Here is a 17,112-nt window from a genome sequence, read left to right on the forward strand (position 1 = left end):
GTGGTCCTCGGCCCTCGGCGGTCCGGTCTGTGCGGGTCTATCCGTGGTCCGGGCCGGATCCACGGTACCCGCCCCAGGTGTCCGACCGGTACCGTCCCGAGGTGTCGGAGTCCGTGTACACGACCAGTTTCCCGGCTCGTCCGCCGCGCGGAAGGTCCGCGCCGTGCCGGCGGCGGGCCCGCGCCGTGCCCGGGGAAGGTCCGCGGCGGGCGGGGCCGCTCAGGTGCCGCGGGGCGGGCGGACCCGCGAGCGGGGGCCGCATCAGCCGCTGTCCGAGGAGCCGAGCACCAGGGTGACCCGCTGTTTGCGGCCGCCGCGTTCGACGGTCAGGTCCAGGCGGTCGCCGGGGCGGTGGGCGCGGGTCCTGACGATCAGTTCCTCGCCCGAGTGGACGGGCACGCCGTCCACCGCGGTGATCACGTCGCCGGCCCTGATGCCCGCCTTGGCGCCCGGCCCGCCCGCAGTGACCGGGGGCCCGCCGCCCTTCGCCTTGTCCCCGACCTTGGCGCCGTCCCCCGGGTAGGCCATGTCGAGGGTCACCCCGATCACCGGGTGACTGGCCCGGCCCGTGTTGATCAGCTCCTCCGCCACCCGCTTGGCCTGGTTGACCGGTATGGCGAAGCCGAGGCCGATGGAGCCCGCCTGGCCCGTCTGCACGTCCGCGCCGGTGTCGGCGGAGCGGATGGCCGAGTTGATGCCCACGACCCGGCCGCGGGAGTCGAGGAGGGGGCCGCCGGAGTTGCCCGGGTTGATCGGCGCGTCGGTCTGGAGCGCGTCGACGTACGACAGGTCGCTGCCGTCGCCCTTCTCGCCGCCGGCCGTGATGGGCCGCTCCTTGGCGCTGATGATGCCGGAGGTGACGGTGTCGGCCAGGTCGAAGGGGGCGCCGATGGCGACGACCGGGTCGCCCACCCGCACGTTGTCGGAGTTGCCCAGCGGCATCGGGGTCAGCCCGCGCACGCCGCGGACCTGCACGACGGCGAGGTCGTAGCCGGTGTCGCGGCCGACGATCGTGCCCCGGGCGGTCCGGCCGCCGTTGAAGGTCACCGATATGTCGCCGCCGGCGGCGGCGGGGCCGACGACGTGGTTGTTGGTGAGGATGTGGCCGAGGCGGTCGAGGACGAAGCCGGTGCCGGTGTCCTGCTCGCCGGAACCGGACACGTGCAGGGTGACGACGCTGGGCAGGGCGCGGGCGGCGATCCCGGCCACGCTGTCCGGGGCGCGGCCGGCCGGCTCCTTGCCGGCCTGCGGCAGCTCCACGGTCCCGAAGCCGCCGTTGCGTTCCAGGTACGCCCCCGCCACCCCGCCGGCCACCCCGGCCACCAGCGCCAGCAGGACGGCCCCGCCCACGAGGGACCGCCGCACCCGCCCGCGCCGCCGCTCCCCGCTCACCGCCCCGGCCCCGCTCTCCAGCAACGGCCCGGCCACCGGCCGCACCGCCCAGGGGTCGTAGCGCTGCCACGGATCGACGGCGCCGGCGGGACCGGCGGCCTCGTGCGGTGCGGGAGCACCGGCCCCGGGGGGCGCCGTCGCGGGGACGGCCCCACCGGTCGGCGCCGCCGCCGGGGCGGGCGGAGGCGGCACGTCGGCTGGGGCCGTGCCCGGGGGCGGTACGTCGGCTGACGCCATGCCGGGAGGCGGTACGTCGGCCGGGGCGGCGGGACGGGGCAGGACGGCGGGGTCCGGCGGGACGGCGGGGTGCGCGGCGGGCACGGGGACGGCCGGGCCGCCGGGCCGGCCCGGTGCGGCATGGGCCGTCTGGGCAGCCGGTGGCGTACCGGGCCGGCCCGTGCCGTCCGCCGGGCCAGGGGCGCCGTACGGGGCGGCGGCGCCCCGCGGCCAGGCGTCCGCGACCGGCGGCGCGTACGGCGGTGCGTACGGCGGTGCCTGGGGCGGGGTGGCGGGGGCGCCTTGGACGTCCGGAGCAGGGACGGGCGGCCCTGCCGTCGGCCCTGACATCGGCGCCGCGGGCGGCACGGCCACGGACGTGGCTGCGGGCATGCCCGCCGGGGCAACCCCGGACGCGGGGGCGGCCGGGGACGCGGGGGCGGCCGGGGACGCGGGGGCGGGCACAGGCGGGCCTGCGGGCGGAGGCGGGGTCAGCGCGGCCGGGTGCTGCACCGGCGGGGCGGGGGCCCACGGGCCCGGTTCTCCGTAGGGCGGGGTGCTGTAGGGATCGGGGTCGTGCAGCGGCCTGGGGCGCTGAGCAGCGGGCTCGGCCGGCACCGGCGCCCCGGGCACTGCGAACGGCCCGGAGGCCGCCGACGGTTCAGGCACCACCGCCGGTCCGGACGCCGCTGGTGCGCCGGGCACCGTCAACGCTCCGGGCGCCGCCATCTCGTCGAGCGCCATCGGCCGGTCGGACGCCGTCGGCCCGTCGAGCGCCGCCGGCTTGTCGAGGGCCACCGACGACTCCGGCACCGCCAACGACCCCGGCGCCGCCAACTCGTCGAGCGCCGTCGGCCGGTCGGACGCCGTCGGCCCGTCCGGCGTCGGCTTGTCGAGGGCCACCGACGGCTCAGACACCGTCACCGGCCCGGGCGCCGCTGGTGCGCCGTGCGCCACCGTCGGCTCAGGCACCGCCGACGACCCGGGCGCCGCCAACTCGTCGAACGCCATCGGCCCGTCCGGCGTCGGTGCTGTGCCGGACGGTGCGGGCTCCTGGGACGGCACCGGCGTGCCGGGTGCCGCCGGCAGGGTGCCTTCTCCTGCCTTCGCGGGGCGTTCCAGTTCGTAGTCGCCCTCGTGGTGCGCGGGGGCGGCGGCGGGCGCCGTCGGTTCCGGGACGGCGGCGGGCGGGGCGGCCGTGGCCGCCGCCGAAGACTCCGAGGCATCCGGGGCGTCCTGCGGCTCCGGTGCGTCCGAGGCGTCCGGGGCCCGTCGGGGGCGGGTCCACCACTTCGGGCGGGTGGACTTCTGGGGCTTCCCCTCGTTCATGCTCTCCCCAAGGTGCCCGCCACGGCTCGTCGGCGGTGGCCGTGCTTCGTCGACTGCGCGCCCGGACGGGTGTCATGGGCGCGACCACCTGGATTCAACCAGGTTCCCGGGCCACCGCGCAGGAGCCTGCCGCCGTCGGTCAGGGCGCCAGGTGCGCGGTGGCGGGGGACGGCGGACGGGGCGTCGGTCCGGGTGCCGGTGCGGTGAGCAGGCCGGGCGCTGTGAGCTGCGGGTCGGCGGACCACCCGGTCAGGGCGATCGGCGGCCGGGCACTGAGCGGACGTATCAGCGGGGACAGGATCGCGGCCCCCGCGCTCATGGGCGCCGTCAGGGTGTGCACCGCGTCCGTCACCGGTGCCGCGGCGGCGGCCGGGGTCGGCACTCCGGGCAGCAGGGGCGCGGACAGCGACGTCGGCGCGTAGGGGGCCGTGCCGGTGGACCGCTGCACCGGCAGCGGCCCGGTGGCCGGCTGACGGCGCCGCGAGACCTCGGCCGTTCCCGCCGCTGCCGCGCCCGCCGGACGTGCGGGGGTCACATTGCTGCCCGTGCCGGAACCGCCGCGCGCCTCCGCGGTCGTGTCGCCCGCCGCGCCGGTGGTGACGCCGCCGAGGGCGACCGCGGCCAGCGACACCGCGCCGGCCGCGACGAACGCGAACCGCAGCCCGCGCGAGGCCGGCCGCTCACCGTCGGGGCGGCCCACCGGGTGGATCCGGAAGCCTTCCGGCTGCTCCGGCTCCGGTTCGGACGCGTACGGTCCGGCCGCGGCGTACTCGAAGGGGAACCGCTCGCCGCGCCGCGCGCCGAACATCCCGGAGTCCCCGGAGCCCTGCGTGCGCCCGGGGAACCCGGGGAGCCTGCCGGGAAATCCGCCCGCGCCCAGCGGCGAACCGCCGTCGCCGTCGCCGCCCGGCAGCCCCTGCAGGCGGGCCAGGAAGCTCTCGGAGGGCGGCGGGGGCGCCGTCTCGGCGAAGACGTTCTTCAGGCGGCGCTGCGCGTCGACCTCCGCCTTGCACTTCGGGCAGGTGGCCACGTGCGCCAGGACGCGCTCACGCGTCTCATGACCCAGTTCTCCGTCGACCAGGGCGGAGAGCCGGTCTCCCAGATGCTGTTCCGCGAGGCCCCTCACGGCGGGGTCGGGTCGGGATCCACTCACGCGGTCGCGCCCCCTCCTCCCAGCGCGGCGACGCGGGGCACGAAGCGGCGCCGCTCGGCCTGCCGGGCCTCGGGCGAACGGTGCGCCAGGGCCTTGCGCAGCTGCGAACGGCCGCGGTGGATACGTGAGCGCACCGTGCCGAGCTTGACGCCCAGGGTGGCGGCGATCTCCTCGTAGGAGAGCCCCTCGATGTCGCACAGGACGACCGCGGCGCGGAACTCGGGCGCCAGGGTGTCCAGGGCCTGCTGGACGTCCGCGTCGAAGTGCGCGTCGTTGAAGAGCTGCTGGGGGGTGGGCTCCTTGCTGGCCAGCCGCTCGGCCGCGTCGTCTCCGAGCGCGTCGAAGCGGATGCGCTGCTTGCGGCGGACCATGTCCAGGAACAGGTTGGTCGTGATGCGGTGCAGCCAGCCCTCGAAGGTGCCGGGCGTGTAGGTCGACAGGGAGCGGAAGACGCGGACGAAGACCTCCTGGGTGAGGTCCTCGGCGTCGTGCTGGTTGCCGGTGAGGCGGTAGGCCAGGCGGTAGACGCGGCCGCTGTGGGTGCTGACGATCTCCTCCCAGGTGGGCGGAGTCCACGCCTGCCCGTCCGCGTCGCTGGAGAAGGTCGCGGTCTGGGCGGGGCCCTCGGCGTGGGTCGGGTCAGCAGCGGTGTCGTTCACGGATTTCGGCCTGCTCGCCGATCCGAGAAAGCGCCGCAGCACTCCTCCCCGATCCACGGGCGAAGCCGCACCTCCCCTGTCGGCTCTGGTGGTGTCCAGTGGAGCCCCTACCATAGCCACCTCGCCCGTTAGCTCCGGATAAGCGGTTTTACTTGAATTTGACACGCCCTGCCACGCCTCATCCGGCTGCGTCAGCACTTGCTCGTCGTCCCGTTCCATCCCATACCCCCCGTCCTGCCTCCGGTCACCTCGCCGGGCTCTCCCCCACCCCTTCAAACGCCCGGTCCCATCTGCGGGTTCCCGGCCCCAACGGATACAGTCACGCCGAGGCATCCACGGGACAGGAGAGGGTCATTACCGGCAACCGGCAGACGAGCTGGGCGTTCGCCGACGCCTATGTCGCCGAGGAGGACGCACTGCGCTGGGCCCGGGACCGGGCCGGCGAGGCAGGGCTGCGTCCGGTGTCCCCCGCCGCGGGCGCGGCGCTGCGGTTGCTCGCCGCCACCGTGGACGCGAAGGCGGTCGCGGAGATCGGGACCGGCACCGGCGTCTCCGGCATCCACCTCCTGCACGGAATGCGCCCGGACGGGGTGCTGACCACCGTCGACCCCGAGCCGGAGCACCAGCAGTTCGCCCGGCAGGCCTTCAGGGCGGCCGGCTTCGCCAGCAACCGCTCCCGCTTCATCCCCGGCCGCGCGCTGGAGGTCCTGCCGCGCCTCGCGGACGCCGGGTACGACCTGGTGTTCTGCGACGGCGACCGGCAGGAGTTCCCGGACTATCTCGCGGAATCGCTGCGTCTGCTGCGGCCCGGTGGCCTGGTCGTCTTCGAAGGCGTGTTCGCGCACGGCCGCACGGTCGACTCCGGACCGCAGCCCGCGGAGGTCGTGCGGCTGCGAGAGCTGCTGCGCACGGTGCGCGAGAGCCCCGACCTGGTGCCCTCGCTGCTCCCGGTGGGCGACGGCCTGCTGTGCGCGGTCAAGCGCTGAACCGCCGCGACGCCTGAGCCGTCCCGTGCGCCGCGCCGCCCCGCGCGGAGCGCCGTCGCCGGCAGGGAGCTGCGCGGCCCGCCGGGCGGAAGGCGCGGAAGACAGTGCCCGCCGCCGTGCGTGAGGAGGCCGGGGCGGCCCGGAATGCCGGGCGGGGCCCGGAAAACAGTGACCCCGGCACCGCTCACGGTGCCGGGGTCACTGAAAGGGTATGGTCGCTTCCGCGTCAGCCGACGACCTTCTTGAGGGCGTCGCCGAGCGCGTCGGCCTCGTCAGGGGTCAGCTCGACGACGAGTCGACCGCCGCCTTCGAGCGGAACGCGCATGACGATGCCCCGCCCCTCCTTGGTCACCTCGAGCGGGCCATCACCCGTCCGCGGCTTCATGGCCGCCATGCTCGTTCCCCTTCCTGAAACCCAGCTCATCGTCAAAGCCGACGGCGTACCGAAAGGGCACGCGCGCGGTCCACCCGCAAAACGGCCCAGGACACGCGACACCGGCATCGAACACATTGCTTCCCAGCCATTATCCCGCATCTCAGGACCCGATGACCAACATCGGTAGGCATCGCTTGGGCAACGCGCGCGAGCAAAACCACTCAATTCGGGGATGTGACTGCGATACTGCGCACCCGCGGCCGCACCTTCCGGCTCCCGGCCCACCCGTTTTCTTTGACGCAGGTCACACGCCCGCTCCGCGCCCGGGCCGGTGATCTCCGTCATGCTGTCCCTCGGACACAGGACGTACCGACCGGTACGCCGGAGCCGACACCGGAGGGGATGCCCCATGGCCGACACCGTGCTCTACGAGGTGAGCGACGGGCTCGCGACGATCACGCTGAACCGCCCGGAGGCGATGAACGCGCTGAACATCGCGGCCAAGGTCGCGCTGCGGGACGCGGCCGAATCCGCGGCGGCCGACACCGCCGTACGGGCGGTCCTGCTGACCGCCGCCGGTGACCGGGCGTTCTGCGTGGGCCAGGACCTCAAGGAGCACATCGGGCTGCTGGCCGCCGACCGGGAGAGCGGGTCGGGGCGGACGATGAGCACCGTGCGGGAGCACTACAACCCGATCGTGCGGGCGCTGGCGGGTGCGGCCAAGCCCGTGGTCGCCGCGGTGAACGGGGTGGCCGCCGGGGCGGGCTTCGGCTTCGCGCTCGCCGCCGACCACCGGATCGTCGCCGACACCGCGTCCTTCAACACGTCGTTCGCGGGCGTCGCGCTCACCGCGGACTCGGGCATCTCCTGGACGCTGCCGCGGGTGGTCGGCCCCGGCCGCGCGACCGATCTGCTGCTCTTCCCGCGCACCGTGAGCGCCCAGGAGGCCCTGGAGCTGGGGATCGCCGACCGGGTGGTACCGGCGGCCGAGCTGCGCGCCGAGGCCGAGAGGACCGCGCGGAAGCTGGCCGCGGGCCCGACGCTGGCGTACGCGGCGCTCAAGGAGTCGGTGGCCTACGGCCTGACGCACTCCCTCCTGGAGACCCTGGACAAGGAGGACGAGCTGCAGACGCGGGCGGGGCGCTCCGAGGACCACGCCATCGCCGTCCAGGCGTTCGTCGACAAGGAGAAGCCGAAGTACCTGGGCCGCTGACCCGCGGGTCGCGGGCGCGCCGCCCCTGCGGGCCGGGTCAGGGGCGGCGGCGTGCCACGCAGTCCGCGAGGTGGTCGTCGACCAGCCCGCACGCCTGCATCAGGGCGTACGCCGTGGTCGGGCCGACGAAGCGCAGGCCGCGCTTCTTGAGGGCCTTGGACAGGGCCGTGGACTGCTCGGTGACGGCGGGGACGTCCGCGAGGGTCCGCGGGGCCGACCGGGTGGCCGGGTCGGGGGCGTGGGACCAGATGAGGTCGTCCAGCTCGCCCGGGGACCACGCGGCGAGCACGCGCGCGTTGGCGAGGGTGGCATCGACCTTGGCGCGGTTGCGGATGATCCCGGTGTCGGCGAGCAGACGGGCGCGGTCGGCGTCGGTGAACCGGGCCACCTCGGCGATGCGGAAGCCGGCGAAGGCGGCCCGGAAGCCGGGGCGGCGGCGCAGGATCGTGATCCAGGACAGTCCCGACTGGAAGGCCTCCAGACTGAGCCGTTCGTAGAGGGCGTCGTCGCCGTGGACCGGGCGGCCCCACTCCTCGTCGTGGTAGGCCACGTACTCGGGCGCCGACAGCGCCCAGGGGCAGCGCCGGGCGCCGTCCGGGCCCGTGCGGGCGGTCCCGGCCGCCGTGTCGGTCACCGGGCTCTGGGCCGCCGCGTCCTCGGTCGCCGCTGCGTCCGTCACCGGTGGTCCTCCGCTCCCGGCTGGTCCGGCTTGGTCAGGCGTACGGGGGCCGCGGCGGACCGGGCGCCGGCCAGCGCGGACTCCAGGCCGGCGATCCGGGCGTCGCGCTCGGCGAGTTCGGCGCCGAGCCGGCCGAGGGCGTCGTCCACGTCGGCCATGCGGTAGCCGCGGACGGCGAGCGGGAAGCGCAGGCTCTCCACGTCGGTGCGGTCCACCGGGCGGTCCGGCGGCAGCGGGTCGTGCAGCCGCTCGGGCGCCGCTTCGGGCAGCGGGCCGCCCCCGCCGCCCACGACCGCGAGGGTCACCGCGGCGACGACGACCGCGAGCGCGACGACCAGGAACAAGAACATCACCATCGCTGAGGTCCCCACGGAGTTACGGAGTCTGGAGTTACGGAGTCTGTCGTATGTGTCAGGGTCCGATCGTGCCATGCGACGCTGACGGTTAGGGTCGCAGGCGGCCCAAGACCGGAACGCAGGAGAAGAGGTCACAGCGGATGCTCAGGCTGGGCAGGCGTGAATTCGGCGCCCACGAGCCGGTGATCATGGCGATCGTCAACCGGACCCCGGACTCCTTCTACGACCAGGGGGCGACGTTCCGCGACGAGCCCGCCCTCGCGCGGGTGGAGCAGGCGGTCGCCGAGGGGGCCGCGATCGTCGACATCGGCGGGGTGAAAGCCGGTCCCGGCGCCGAGGTGACGGCCGAGGAGGAGGCGCGGCGCACGGTCGGCTTCGTCGCCGAGGTGCGGCGGCGCTTCCCGGACGTCGTCATCAGCGTGGACACCTGGCGGGCGGACGTCGGCGAGGCGGTGTGCGAGGCCGGCGCGGATCTGCTGAACGACGCGTGGGGCGGCGTGGACCCGCGCCTCGCCGAGGTCGCCGCCCGGTACCGGGTGGGGCTGGTGTGCACGCACGCGGGCGGCGCCGAGCCGCGGACCCGGCCGCACCGGGTGACGTACGACGACGTCATGGCCGACATCCTGAAGGTCACCGTGGGGCTGGCCGAGCGGGCGGTGGCGCTCGGGGTGCCGCGGGAGTCGGTGCTGATCGATCCCGGGCACGACTTCGGGAAGAACACGCGGCACAGTCTGGAGGCGACGCGGCGGCTGGACGAGATGGTCGCCACGGGGTGGCCGGTGCTGGTGTCGCTGTCCAACAAGGACTTCGTGGGGGAGACGCTGGACCGGCCGGTGAAGGAGCGGGTGGTGGGGACGCTGGCGACGACCGCGGTGTCGGCGTGGCTGGGGGCCCAGGTGTACCGGGTGCACGAGGTCGCCGAGACGCGGCAGGTGGTGGACATGGTGGCGGCCATCGCGGGGCACCGGGCGCCTGCGGTGGCCCGGCGGGGGCTGGCGTAGGGCGTTTCCGCCCCCGCCGCCCCTTCCCGTCCCGGACCCTGGGCTCCGCCCCCGCCGCCCCTTCCCGTCCCGGACCCTGGGCTCCGCCCCCGCCGCCCCTTCCCGTCCCGGACCCTGGGCTCCGCCCCCGGGCCCCCGTGCGCGGCCGACCGCCCGGCGGGGGCCCCGCGGCGGAGCCGCGGACCGATGCGGCCCCGCGCCTCTTCGCCGTCGGGGCGCTCCTACTTGCCCGCTTCCTTCGACATCAGCGCCACCGCCTCCTCCACGTCGTCCGTGACGTGGAAGAGGGTCAGGTCGGCCTCGGCCGCCTTGCCCTGGGCGATGAGGGTGTGGGTCAGCCAGTCGACCAGGCCGCCCCAGTAGTCGCTGCCGAACAGGACGATCGGGAAGCGGGTGACCTTCTGGGTCTGCACCAGGGTGAGCGCCTCGAAGAGCTCGTCGAGGGTGCCGAGGCCGCCGGGCAGGACCACGAAGCCCTGCGCGTACTTCACGAACATCATCTTGCGGACGAAGAAGTAACGGAAGTTGAGGCCGATGTCGACGTAGGCGTTCAGCCCCTGCTCGAAGGGCAGCTCGATGCCCAGGCCGACCGAGATGCCCCCGGCCTCGCAGGCGCCCTTGTTCGCCGCCTCCATCGCGCCCGGGCCGCCGCCCGTGATCACCGCGAAGCCCGCGTCGACCAGGCCCCGCCCGAGCCGCACCCCTGCCTCGTACTCCGGGGAGTCGACCGGGGTGCGCGCCGAGCCGAACACGCTGATGGCGGGCGGGAGTTCGGCCAGTGTGCCGAAGCCCTCGATGAACTCCGACTGGATGCGCAGCACCCGCCACGGGTCGGTGTGCACCCAGTCGGTGGGGGCGCGCTCGTCCAGCAGCCGCTGGTCCGTGGTGCTGGCCTGGACCTGGCCCCGGCGCCGGAGCACCGGTCCCAGGCGCTGCTCCTCCGGCGGCACCTTCTTGCCCTCGGGGTTGCCTGTCGGCATGTGCGCTCCCTCCACGTGCGGTCGTTCCACCTCAGCGTAGGTCTCCGCGGGTTACCGGCGGGGGACCTCGGCCGGTCGGGTTCGTGGCCGCCGGGTCAGCTCGTCAGCCACGCCCGCAGGCGCTCCTCTCCCAGGAGGATCTTCTCCGTCTCCACCCGCTCGTCCCGCTTGTGCGCCAAGTGCGGGTTGCCGGGGCCGTAGTTGACGGCGGGGACGCCGAGCGCGGAGAAGCGGGAGACGTCCGTCCAGCCGTACTTGGGCAGCGGGGTGCCGCCGACCGCGTCGATGAAGGCCGCGGCGGCCGGGTGGTCGAGGCCGGGCAGCGCGCCGCCGCTGTGGTCGTCGATCACGAACTCCTCGACGCCGCAGTCCGCGAAGACCTCGCGGACATGGGCGACCGCCTCCTCCTCGCTGCGGTCGGGCGCGTAGCGGAAGTTGACGGTGACGACGCACTCGTCGGGGATGACGTTGCCCGCAACTCCGCCGGAGATGCCGACCGCGTTGAGGCCCTCGCGGTACTCCAGGCCGTCGATGACGGGGTAGCGGGGCTGGTACTCGGCAAGTTTGCGCAGGATCGGCGCGGCGGCGTGGACGGCGTTGGCGCCCATCCAGCCGCGCGCGGAGTGGGCCCGCTCGCCCTTGGTCCTCAGCAGCACGCGCAGGGTGCCCTGGCAGCCGCCCTCGACCTGGCCGTCGGAGGGTTCGAGCAGGATCGCGAAGTCGCCCGCGAGCCAGTCCGGCCGGGCCTCGGCGACGTGCTTGAGGCCGTTCAGCTCGGCGGCGACCTCCTCGTTGTCGTAGAAGACGAAGGTCAGGTCGCGGTTGGGGGCCGGGACGGTGGCGGCGATGCGCAACTGCACGGCCACGCCGGACTTCATGTCGCAGGTGCCGCAGCCCCACAGGACCCCGTCGTCGTCCAGCCGGGACGGCACGTTGTCGGCGATGGGGACGGTGTCGATGTGGCCGGCCAGGATCACGCGCTGGTCGTGCCCGAGGTTCGTGCGGGCGACGACGTTGTTGCCCAGGCGGTCGACCGTCAGGTGCGGCAGGGCGCGCAGCGCGGCCTCGATCGCGTCGGCCAGCGGCTTCTCGGTGCCGCTCTCCGAGGGGAAGTCGACGAGCTGCGCGGTCAGCCGCGCGGCGTCCAGCGTGAGGTCAAGCGGGGTATCGGCCATGCCGCCGACCCTAGGCCCTGCCCGGCGGGTCGTGCCACCGGCGCCGGGCCCCGCCGCCCGGCCGGTCCGCGCCTGCGCCCACCTGCGGCGCTCGGGCCCGGGCTCCCCGCCGGACCGGCCCGCCGGCCGGGACCGGCCCCGCGCCGCCGCGTTCCGCCTACCGCGCGCGGCGGCGCGGTCACTCTCCAGTACCTTGTACGCGTGCCAGAGCCGTCCCCCACTCCGAAGCGTCGTGGCCGCCTCCTCAGAATCGGGGCGGCCCTCGTCGTCCTGCTCGCGGTCGCGGGTTACCTCACGGTGCAGTACCTGACCGGCGGGACGGGTCCCGGCTGCGAGGTCGTCCCCGCCGGCCGGGACGGCGGGGCGTACGAGTTCACGCCGGAGCAGGCGGTGAACGCGGCGACGATCGCGGCCGTCGGCACCGGACGCGGCATGCCCGAGCGGGCCGTGACGATCGCGCTGGCGACCGCCCTGCAGGAGTCGGGGCTGCGCAACGTCGACCACGGCGACCGGGACTCCCGGGGCCTGTTCCAGCAGCGGCCCTCGCAGGGCTGGGGGACGGCGAAGGAGATCATGGACCCGGCGTACGCGGCGGGGATGTTCTACGAGCACCTGACCAAGGTGCGCGACTACACCCGGCTGCCGCTGACGGTGGCCGCGCAGCGGGTGCAGCGCAGCGGTTTCCCGGAGGCGTACGCCCGGCACGAGCGGGACGCCACGCTGCTGTCCGCCGCGCTGACCGGGCGGGCCGCGGCCACGCTGACCTGCCAGGGCCGTCCGGGGATCAGCGCCGCGACCGGTCCGGCGGCGGTGCGGGCGGCTCTCGTACGGGACTTCGGGCGGGACGTGGTGCAGGAGGCCGGGGCGCAGGTGGGCGGCCGGGGCGGTGCCGCACCGCCGGCCGCGCCGGGCGGCGGGGCGGGCGCGGACGAGCGGACGGTGACGCTGCCGGTGCGGGACGACACCGGCTCGCGCGGCGGGCGCAGCCTGTCGGAGCGCGGCTGGCAGCTGGCGCACTGGGCGGTGGCCAACGCCTCGGCGCTGCACATCGAGCGGGTGTCCTACGCCGGCCGGGAGTGGACCGCGGGGGTCACCGAGGGCGAGTGGCGGGCGGCCGACGGGAAGAACGCCGACGGGGCCGGCGCGGGGTCCGGCGCGGTCCGCATCACGACGGGGCACTAGTTCGGATCTTCACCCGCCGGGGTAGCGCGGGCCGGGTGGGCGCGGCGGTGTGCGCAGGTTTTCGCGCCGTCACCCGGCTGTGCGCCAAAACCCTTGGAATCGCAGTGCTGTAAGGATTCAGCAGGCTTTCCACGCGGTTGCCCTTTGCCCGTTTTTATCCACAGCAGATTATGCGACGCATTGCCAACTCTTTACGTTGCCCCGCCGCAACCTTCGCGGGCTTCGAGCGGTAGTCACTGCGTCCGGGCCGGGCCACCGACGGCCCCACGGCTTCCGGTGAACTACCGGGCCCGGTCGGACACTTCAAGGTTCTCTCCCGTCGAAGGAGCAACATGTCCCTCCCCCTGACCCGCCGGATCGCCCGTGCCGCGCTGCTCGTCGCCGCCGGGGCGGCTGCCGGGGTCGGTGCGGCCGGCTCCGCCGGTGCTGCGCCCCAGCTGCCGGCCACCCCGAACCTGGGCGGGCTGACCGCCCTGGACACGGCGAGCGTCGGCAACACCGCGGACGGTGCGGCGCAGCACGTCACCGGGGTCGCGGGCGACACCGGCAGCAAGGCGCTCAAGCAGGCCGTGCCGGCCGCGGGCAAGACCGGCGGCAAGCTGGTGAAGCAGACCACGCCGGTGGCGCAGAAGACGGCGGGCGACACGGCGGGCACCGCGGCCGGTCTCCTCGGCGACACCGCGAAGACGGCGACGAAGGGCGGCCTGCCGACGCAGGGCCTGCCGGTCCAGGGCCTGCCGCTGGGCGGCTGACCTCCGCCGGTACGACGCGACGGGGCCCGGGGATCTCCCCGGGCCCCGTCGGCGCGTGTGCGGTCAGAGCCGGGCCACGGCCGCCGCGATGCGTTCGTCCGTGGCCGTGAAGGCGACGCGGACGTAGCGGTCGCCGGCCGGGCCGTAGAAGTCGCCGGGGGCGACCAGGATGCCGAGGGCGGCCAGGTGGGCCACCGTGTCCCAGCAGGACTCGCCGCGCGTCGCCCACAGGTAGAGGCTGGCCTCGCTGTGCTCGATGGTGAAGCCGTGGCCCAGCAGGGCCTGGCGCAGGGCGGTGCGGCGGGCCGCGTAGCGACCGCGCTGCTCGCGGACGTGCGCGTCGTCGCCCAGCGCCGCCACGACCGCCGCCTGCGTCGGCGCCGAGGTCATCATGCCGCCGTGCTTGCGGATCTCCAGCAGCGGGCCGAGGACGGCCGGGTCACCGGCGAGGAACGCGGCGCGGTAGCCGGCCAGGTTGGAGCGCTTGGAGAGCGAATGGACGGCGACGATCCCGTCGTAGGAGCCGCCGTTCACGTCGGGGTGCAGGACGGAGACCGGGTCCGCCTCCCAGCCCAGTTCGAGGTAGCACTCGTCGGAGACGACCAGGACGCCGTGCTCGCGGGCCCAGGCGACGATCCGGGTCAGCTCCTCCTTGCCGAGGACCCTGCCGGTCGGGTTGGACGGCGAGTTCAGCCACAGCAGCTTCAGCCGCGCCGGGTCCAGCTCGGTGGGGTCGTCGTAGGCCACGTACTGCGCGCGCGCCAGCCGGGCGCCGACCTCGTAGGTCGGGTAGGCCAGGCGCGGGAAGGCGACCGTGTCGTCCGGGCCGAGGCCGAGCTGCGTGGGGAGCCAGGCGACCAGCTCCTTGGAACCGACGATCGGCAGGACGTGACGGTGGGTGACCCCGCGGGCCCCGAGCCGGCGCCCGACCCAGCCGGTGATCGCGTCGCGCATCTCGGGCGTGCCCCAGACCGTCGGGTAGCCGGGCGAGTCGGCCGCCGCGACCAGCGCCTTCTGGATCAGCTCGGGTACCGGGTCGACGGGGGTGCCGACCGAGAGGTCGACGATGCCGCCCGGGTGGGCTGCGGCCGTCTTCTTGTACGGCTCCAGCTTGTCCCAGGGGAAGGTGGGGAGGCGTTCGGAGACTGCGGACACGGGTTCTGGCTCACTTTCTGGTACGGAAAACGCCTCGGTCCCGTACGGCTGCCGACGCGCGGGGCGGTCGGGCCGTACGGGACCGAGGCGGCGGGGCCACCGGACGGTTACTCGCCCTGCGGCGGCAGCGCGGAGATGACCGGGTGGTCGCGCTCGATCAGCCCGAGCTTGCTGGCGCCGCCGGGAGAGCCCAGCTCGTCGAAGAACTCCACATTGGCCTTGTAGTAGTCCTTCCACTCCTCCGGCACGTCGTCCTCGTAGAAGATCGCCTCGACCGGGCAGACCGGCTCACAGGCACCACAGTCGACGCATTCGTCCGGGTGGATGTACAAGGACCGCTGGCCCTCGTAGATGCAGTCGACCGGGCACTCCTCGATGCACGCCTTGTCCTTGACGTCGACACAAGGCTGCGCGATGACGTAGGTCACGCTGTCGTTCCTCCTCGATAGGGCGCTGGCGGGCCTCCACAGGCTCCGCCGCCTGGCGCGCGGGAGCGCGGCGTCGTCGATGCCCGCACCTAGTATCTCCGTTCCGGGGCATGATCCATACAGGAGGGGTGAACTGACCTGTGGAAATCTGGGCGGCAGGACGGCTTGAGGTCCGCATCACCGCTTCTGACGTGGGCAAACGGGTCTCCGTACGGCGCTTGGACGAACCGCGGGGAACGGGTGAGAAGTTCACCGACACGGTCGGTGTTCTCACATCATGGGACAACGGTGTGCTGCTGATCACACGAAAGGACGGCGAAACCGTCCGGATCGCGGAATCCGCACTGGTGGCCGGAAAGGTCGTGCCCGCCGCGCCGGCCCGCCGCCGGGGCCCCGCCGCCACGTACCCCGAACTCGCGCGTGTCGCCGCGCGCGCCTGGCAGCCGGTGGAGAGCGAGCGGCTCGGCGAGTGGGAGCTGCGTGCGGCCGCCGGCTTCACCCGCCGGGCCAACTCCGTCCTGCCTCTCGGCGACCCCGGCCTCCCGCTCGACGCGGCGCTGGAGACCGTACGACGCTGGTACGGGGAGCGCGGCCTGCCCGCGTACGTCCAGACCGCCACCGGCGGCGAGGGCACGCAGGAGACGCTGTGCGCGGAGCTGGAGCGGCGCGGCTGGACCCGTGAGGTGACCGCCGAGCTGTGGACCGGTGCGCTCGCGCCGGTCGCGGACCGGGCGGAGGGCGGCTCCGGCGAGCCGTCCGGGGTCGTGCTGTCCCGCACGGCCGACGAGGCGTGGCTCGCCCGGTACCAGCGCAAGGGGGTGAGCGAGGTGGCCCTGAGAGTCCTGGCGGCAGGGCCCTCGGTGTGGTTCGCGTCCGTCCCGGGCGCGGCGGCCGGTCAGCCGCCGGCCGCGATCGGGCGGTGCGTCGTGGACGGCCGCTGGGCCTCGTTCGCCGCCGTCGAGGTGGATCCGGTGCGGCGGCGCCAGGGGCTGGCCTCCACCGTGCTGGCCGCGCTCGCCCGGCAGGCCCTCGACGAGGGCGCCTCGGCCGCCTGGCTCCAGGTGGAGACGGACAACGCCGCGGCGCGGGCGCTGTACGCCGGTCTGGGCTTCGCCGCGCACCACACGTACCACCACTACCGCGAGCCGGGACCGGCGGCGGGGACGGGTCCGTCCGCGCCCGGCCTCTCGTGAAAGGACACGGGCCCGCCATGCGCCATCCCAGTCCCCCACCGCCCGGCCGGTCGGCCGAGCTGCGCCGGCGCTTCGCCGACCAGGCGCGCGCGGAGCGGCCCGACCTGGCGGCGCTGTGCCTGCTGGTGGGCGCGGCGGGGGACGGAACGCTGGACGAGGCCGGCCTGGACGCGGCGCAGCTGGAACTCGACCGGCTGGCCGGGCAACTGCCCTACCGGCCCGGCGGCCCCCTCGCGTGGGCGCGGGCGCTGGGCGAGCTGCTCGGCGAGCGGCACGGGTTTTGCGGCTCGGCCGCGGACTACGAGCGGCTGGACTCCTCCCTGCTGCACACGGTGCTGCGGCGGCGGCGCGGACTGCCGATCCTGCTGTCCGTGGTGTGGATGGAGGTCGCGCGGCGGGCGGGGGCACCGGTGTACGGGGTGGCGCTGCCGGGGCACTTCGTGGTCGGATTCGGCACGGCCGGCCAGCAGGTGCTCGCCGACCCGTTCGACGGGGGCCGGGTGCTGACCGGGGCGGACGCGGAGCTGCTGGTCACCGGGGCGACGGGGGCGCCGCTGGAGCCGTCGATGCTGGTGCCCGCGGAGCCGCTGGACCTCGTCATGCGGATCCTGAACAACATCCGGGCGTGGGCCGCCGCCCGGCCCGAACGGTCGGACGTGGCGCTGTGGGCGGTCGAGCTGTCCCTGCTGCTGCCCTCGCACCCGGCGCGGCTGCGGTACGAGCGGGCCCGGCTGCTGGTCGAGCGGGGCGACTTCGTCGAGGGGGCGAAGGCGCTGGAGGCCTACGCGGACGTGGTGGGCGCGGTGGACGAGAGCGCCGGCCGGCGGGTGCGCGGAGAGGCGCTCGCGGCGCGGGCCCGGTTGAACTGAGAGCGGCTGCCGGCGGCT

17 protein-coding genes are annotated in these 17,112 nt (G+C 75.0%); 7 read left to right on the top strand and 10 right to left on the bottom strand.

The window, feature by feature from the left end:
- Nucleotides 1–261: 261 nt before the first annotated feature.
- From ABZ719_RS17380 to sigE, 3 genes are all read right to left on the bottom strand, one after another.
- Entirely contained in the window at nt 262–2,937 is a 2,676-nt protein-coding gene (locus tag ABZ719_RS17380; protein ID WP_366726032.1) for a trypsin-like peptidase domain-containing protein, read from the bottom strand.
- A 139-nt stretch (nt 2,938–3,076) separates the two neighbouring features.
- The gene (locus tag ABZ719_RS17385; protein ID WP_366726033.1) at nt 3,077–4,090 is read right to left on the bottom strand and encodes a zf-HC2 domain-containing protein; all 1,014 of its coding nucleotides are present in this window, start codon (nt 4,088–4,090) and stop codon (nt 3,077–3,079) included.
- Entirely contained in the window at nt 4,087–4,791 is a 705-nt protein-coding gene (gene sigE / locus ABZ719_RS17390) for an RNA polymerase sigma factor SigE (RefSeq protein WP_078883779.1), read from the bottom strand. Before sigE ends, ABZ719_RS17385 begins: the two co-directional genes overlap by 4 nt.
- 248 nt (nt 4,792–5,039) lie before the next feature.
- On the opposite strand from sigE, the gene ABZ719_RS17395 reads away from it, so the two are divergent.
- The gene (locus tag ABZ719_RS17395) at nt 5,040–5,735 is read left to right on the top strand and encodes an O-methyltransferase (RefSeq protein WP_366726081.1); all 696 of its coding nucleotides are present in this window, start codon (nt 5,040–5,042) and stop codon (nt 5,733–5,735) included.
- 226 nt (nt 5,736–5,961) lie between these two features.
- On the opposite strand, the gene ABZ719_RS17400 is transcribed toward ABZ719_RS17395, so the two are convergent.
- Nucleotides 5,962–6,129 carry a DUF3117 domain-containing protein gene (locus ABZ719_RS17400; protein ID WP_003966491.1) on the bottom strand — a complete coding sequence of 56 codons (168 nt, stop codon included), beginning with the start codon at nt 6,127–6,129 and terminating at the stop codon, nt 5,962–5,964.
- A 391-nt stretch (nt 6,130–6,520) separates the two neighbouring features.
- Between ABZ719_RS17400 and ABZ719_RS17405 the strand changes: the two genes are divergently transcribed.
- Nucleotides 6,521–7,324 (top strand): enoyl-CoA hydratase-related protein, encoded by an 804-nt coding sequence (locus tag ABZ719_RS17405; protein WP_366726034.1) that lies wholly within the window; start codon nt 6,521–6,523, stop codon nt 7,322–7,324.
- A 37-nt stretch (nt 7,325–7,361) separates the two neighbouring features.
- Here the strand turns inward: ABZ719_RS17405 and ABZ719_RS17410 are convergent, their stop codons facing one another.
- Together ABZ719_RS17410 and ABZ719_RS17415 are read right to left on the bottom strand one after the other, a co-directional pair.
- Nucleotides 7,362–7,958, bottom strand: a complete 597-nt coding sequence (locus tag ABZ719_RS17410) for a DNA-3-methyladenine glycosylase I (protein WP_366726082.1) — start codon at nt 7,956–7,958, stop codon at nt 7,362–7,364.
- Nucleotides 7,959–7,999: 41 nt separating this feature from the next.
- Nucleotides 8,000–8,359 carry a DivIVA domain-containing protein gene (locus tag ABZ719_RS17415; protein WP_366726035.1) on the bottom strand — a complete coding sequence of 120 codons (360 nt, stop codon included), beginning with the start codon at nt 8,357–8,359 and terminating at the stop codon, nt 8,000–8,002.
- A gap of 140 nt (nt 8,360–8,499) precedes the next feature.
- Between ABZ719_RS17415 and folP the strand changes: the two genes are divergently transcribed.
- Nucleotides 8,500–9,360 (top strand): dihydropteroate synthase, encoded by an 861-nt coding sequence (gene folP / locus ABZ719_RS17420; RefSeq protein ID WP_366726036.1) that lies wholly within the window; start codon nt 8,500–8,502, stop codon nt 9,358–9,360.
- Between the two features lie 221 nt (nt 9,361–9,581).
- Here folP and ABZ719_RS17425 read toward each other — a convergent pair whose 3' ends face one another.
- A complete protein-coding gene (locus ABZ719_RS17425) occupies nt 9,582–10,340 on the bottom strand; it encodes a TIGR00730 family Rossman fold protein (RefSeq protein ID WP_366726037.1) in 759 nt (252 codons plus the stop codon).
- A gap of 95 nt (nt 10,341–10,435) precedes the next feature.
- The gene (gene dapE / locus ABZ719_RS17430) at nt 10,436–11,515 is read right to left on the bottom strand and encodes a succinyl-diaminopimelate desuccinylase (RefSeq protein ID WP_366726038.1); all 1,080 of its coding nucleotides are present in this window, start codon (nt 11,513–11,515) and stop codon (nt 10,436–10,438) included.
- 201 nt (nt 11,516–11,716) lie between these two features.
- Between dapE and ABZ719_RS17435 the strand changes: the two genes are divergently transcribed.
- The gene (locus ABZ719_RS17435) at nt 11,717–12,697 is read left to right on the top strand and encodes a heavy metal transporter (RefSeq protein ID WP_366726039.1); all 981 of its coding nucleotides are present in this window, start codon (nt 11,717–11,719) and stop codon (nt 12,695–12,697) included.
- A gap of 332 nt (nt 12,698–13,029) precedes the next feature.
- Complete coding sequence (locus ABZ719_RS17440) at nt 13,030–13,449, top strand: hypothetical protein (protein WP_037852128.1); 420 nt, start codon at nt 13,030–13,032, stop codon at nt 13,447–13,449.
- Nucleotides 13,450–13,512: 63 nt separating this feature from the next.
- Here ABZ719_RS17440 and ABZ719_RS17445 read toward each other — a convergent pair whose 3' ends face one another.
- Together ABZ719_RS17445 and fdxA are read right to left on the bottom strand one after the other, a co-directional pair.
- On the bottom strand, nt 13,513–14,604 hold the full coding sequence (locus tag ABZ719_RS17445) for a bifunctional succinyldiaminopimelate transaminase/glutamate-prephenate aminotransferase (RefSeq protein ID WP_366726040.1): 1,092 nt from the start codon (nt 14,602–14,604) through the stop codon (nt 13,513–13,515).
- A gap of 107 nt (nt 14,605–14,711) precedes the next feature.
- Nucleotides 14,712–15,032 (bottom strand): ferredoxin, encoded by a 321-nt coding sequence (gene fdxA / locus ABZ719_RS17450; RefSeq protein ID WP_037852134.1) that lies wholly within the window; start codon nt 15,030–15,032, stop codon nt 14,712–14,714.
- A 140-nt stretch (nt 15,033–15,172) separates the two neighbouring features.
- Here fdxA and ABZ719_RS17455 point away from each other — a divergent pair, with 140 nt between their 5' ends.
- Nucleotides 15,173–16,225 (top strand): GNAT family N-acetyltransferase, encoded by a 1,053-nt coding sequence (locus ABZ719_RS17455; protein WP_366726041.1) that lies wholly within the window; start codon nt 15,173–15,175, stop codon nt 16,223–16,225.
- Between the two features lie 17 nt (nt 16,226–16,242).
- Complete coding sequence (locus ABZ719_RS17460) at nt 16,243–17,094, top strand: transglutaminase-like domain-containing protein (protein ID WP_366726042.1); 852 nt, start codon at nt 16,243–16,245, stop codon at nt 17,092–17,094.
- The last annotated feature ends 18 nt before the right edge of the window (nt 17,095–17,112 follow it).

Origin of the sequence: Streptomyces sp. NPDC006743, from assembly GCF_040703815.1 — a bacterium.
In the GTDB taxonomy this organism is placed as follows: domain Bacteria; phylum Actinomycetota; class Actinomycetes; order Streptomycetales; family Streptomycetaceae; genus Streptomyces.

Excerpts from the sequence above, each read along its gene's own strand:
- ABZ719_RS17380 (WP_366726032.1), bottom strand. The coding sequence starts at position 2,937 with ATGAACGAGGGGAAGCCCCAGAAGTCCACCCGCCCGAAGTGGTGGACC.
- ABZ719_RS17400 (WP_003966491.1), bottom strand. The coding sequence starts at position 6,129 with ATGGCGGCCATGAAGCCGCGGACGGGTGATGGCCCGCTCGAGGTGACC.
- ABZ719_RS17405 (WP_366726034.1), top strand. The coding sequence starts at position 6,521 with ATGGCCGACACCGTGCTCTACGAGGTGAGCGACGGGCTCGCGACGATC.
- ABZ719_RS17415 (WP_366726035.1), bottom strand. The coding sequence starts at position 8,359 with ATGGTGATGTTCTTGTTCCTGGTCGTCGCGCTCGCGGTCGTCGTCGCC.
- folP (WP_366726036.1), top strand. The coding sequence starts at position 8,500 with ATGCTCAGGCTGGGCAGGCGTGAATTCGGCGCCCACGAGCCGGTGATC.
- ABZ719_RS17425 (WP_366726037.1), bottom strand. The coding sequence starts at position 10,340 with ATGCCGACAGGCAACCCCGAGGGCAAGAAGGTGCCGCCGGAGGAGCAG.
- dapE (WP_366726038.1), bottom strand. The coding sequence starts at position 11,515 with ATGGCCGATACCCCGCTTGACCTCACGCTGGACGCCGCGCGGCTGACC.
- ABZ719_RS17440 (WP_037852128.1), top strand. The coding sequence starts at position 13,030 with ATGTCCCTCCCCCTGACCCGCCGGATCGCCCGTGCCGCGCTGCTCGTC.
- ABZ719_RS17460 (WP_366726042.1), top strand. The coding sequence starts at position 16,243 with ATGCGCCATCCCAGTCCCCCACCGCCCGGCCGGTCGGCCGAGCTGCGC.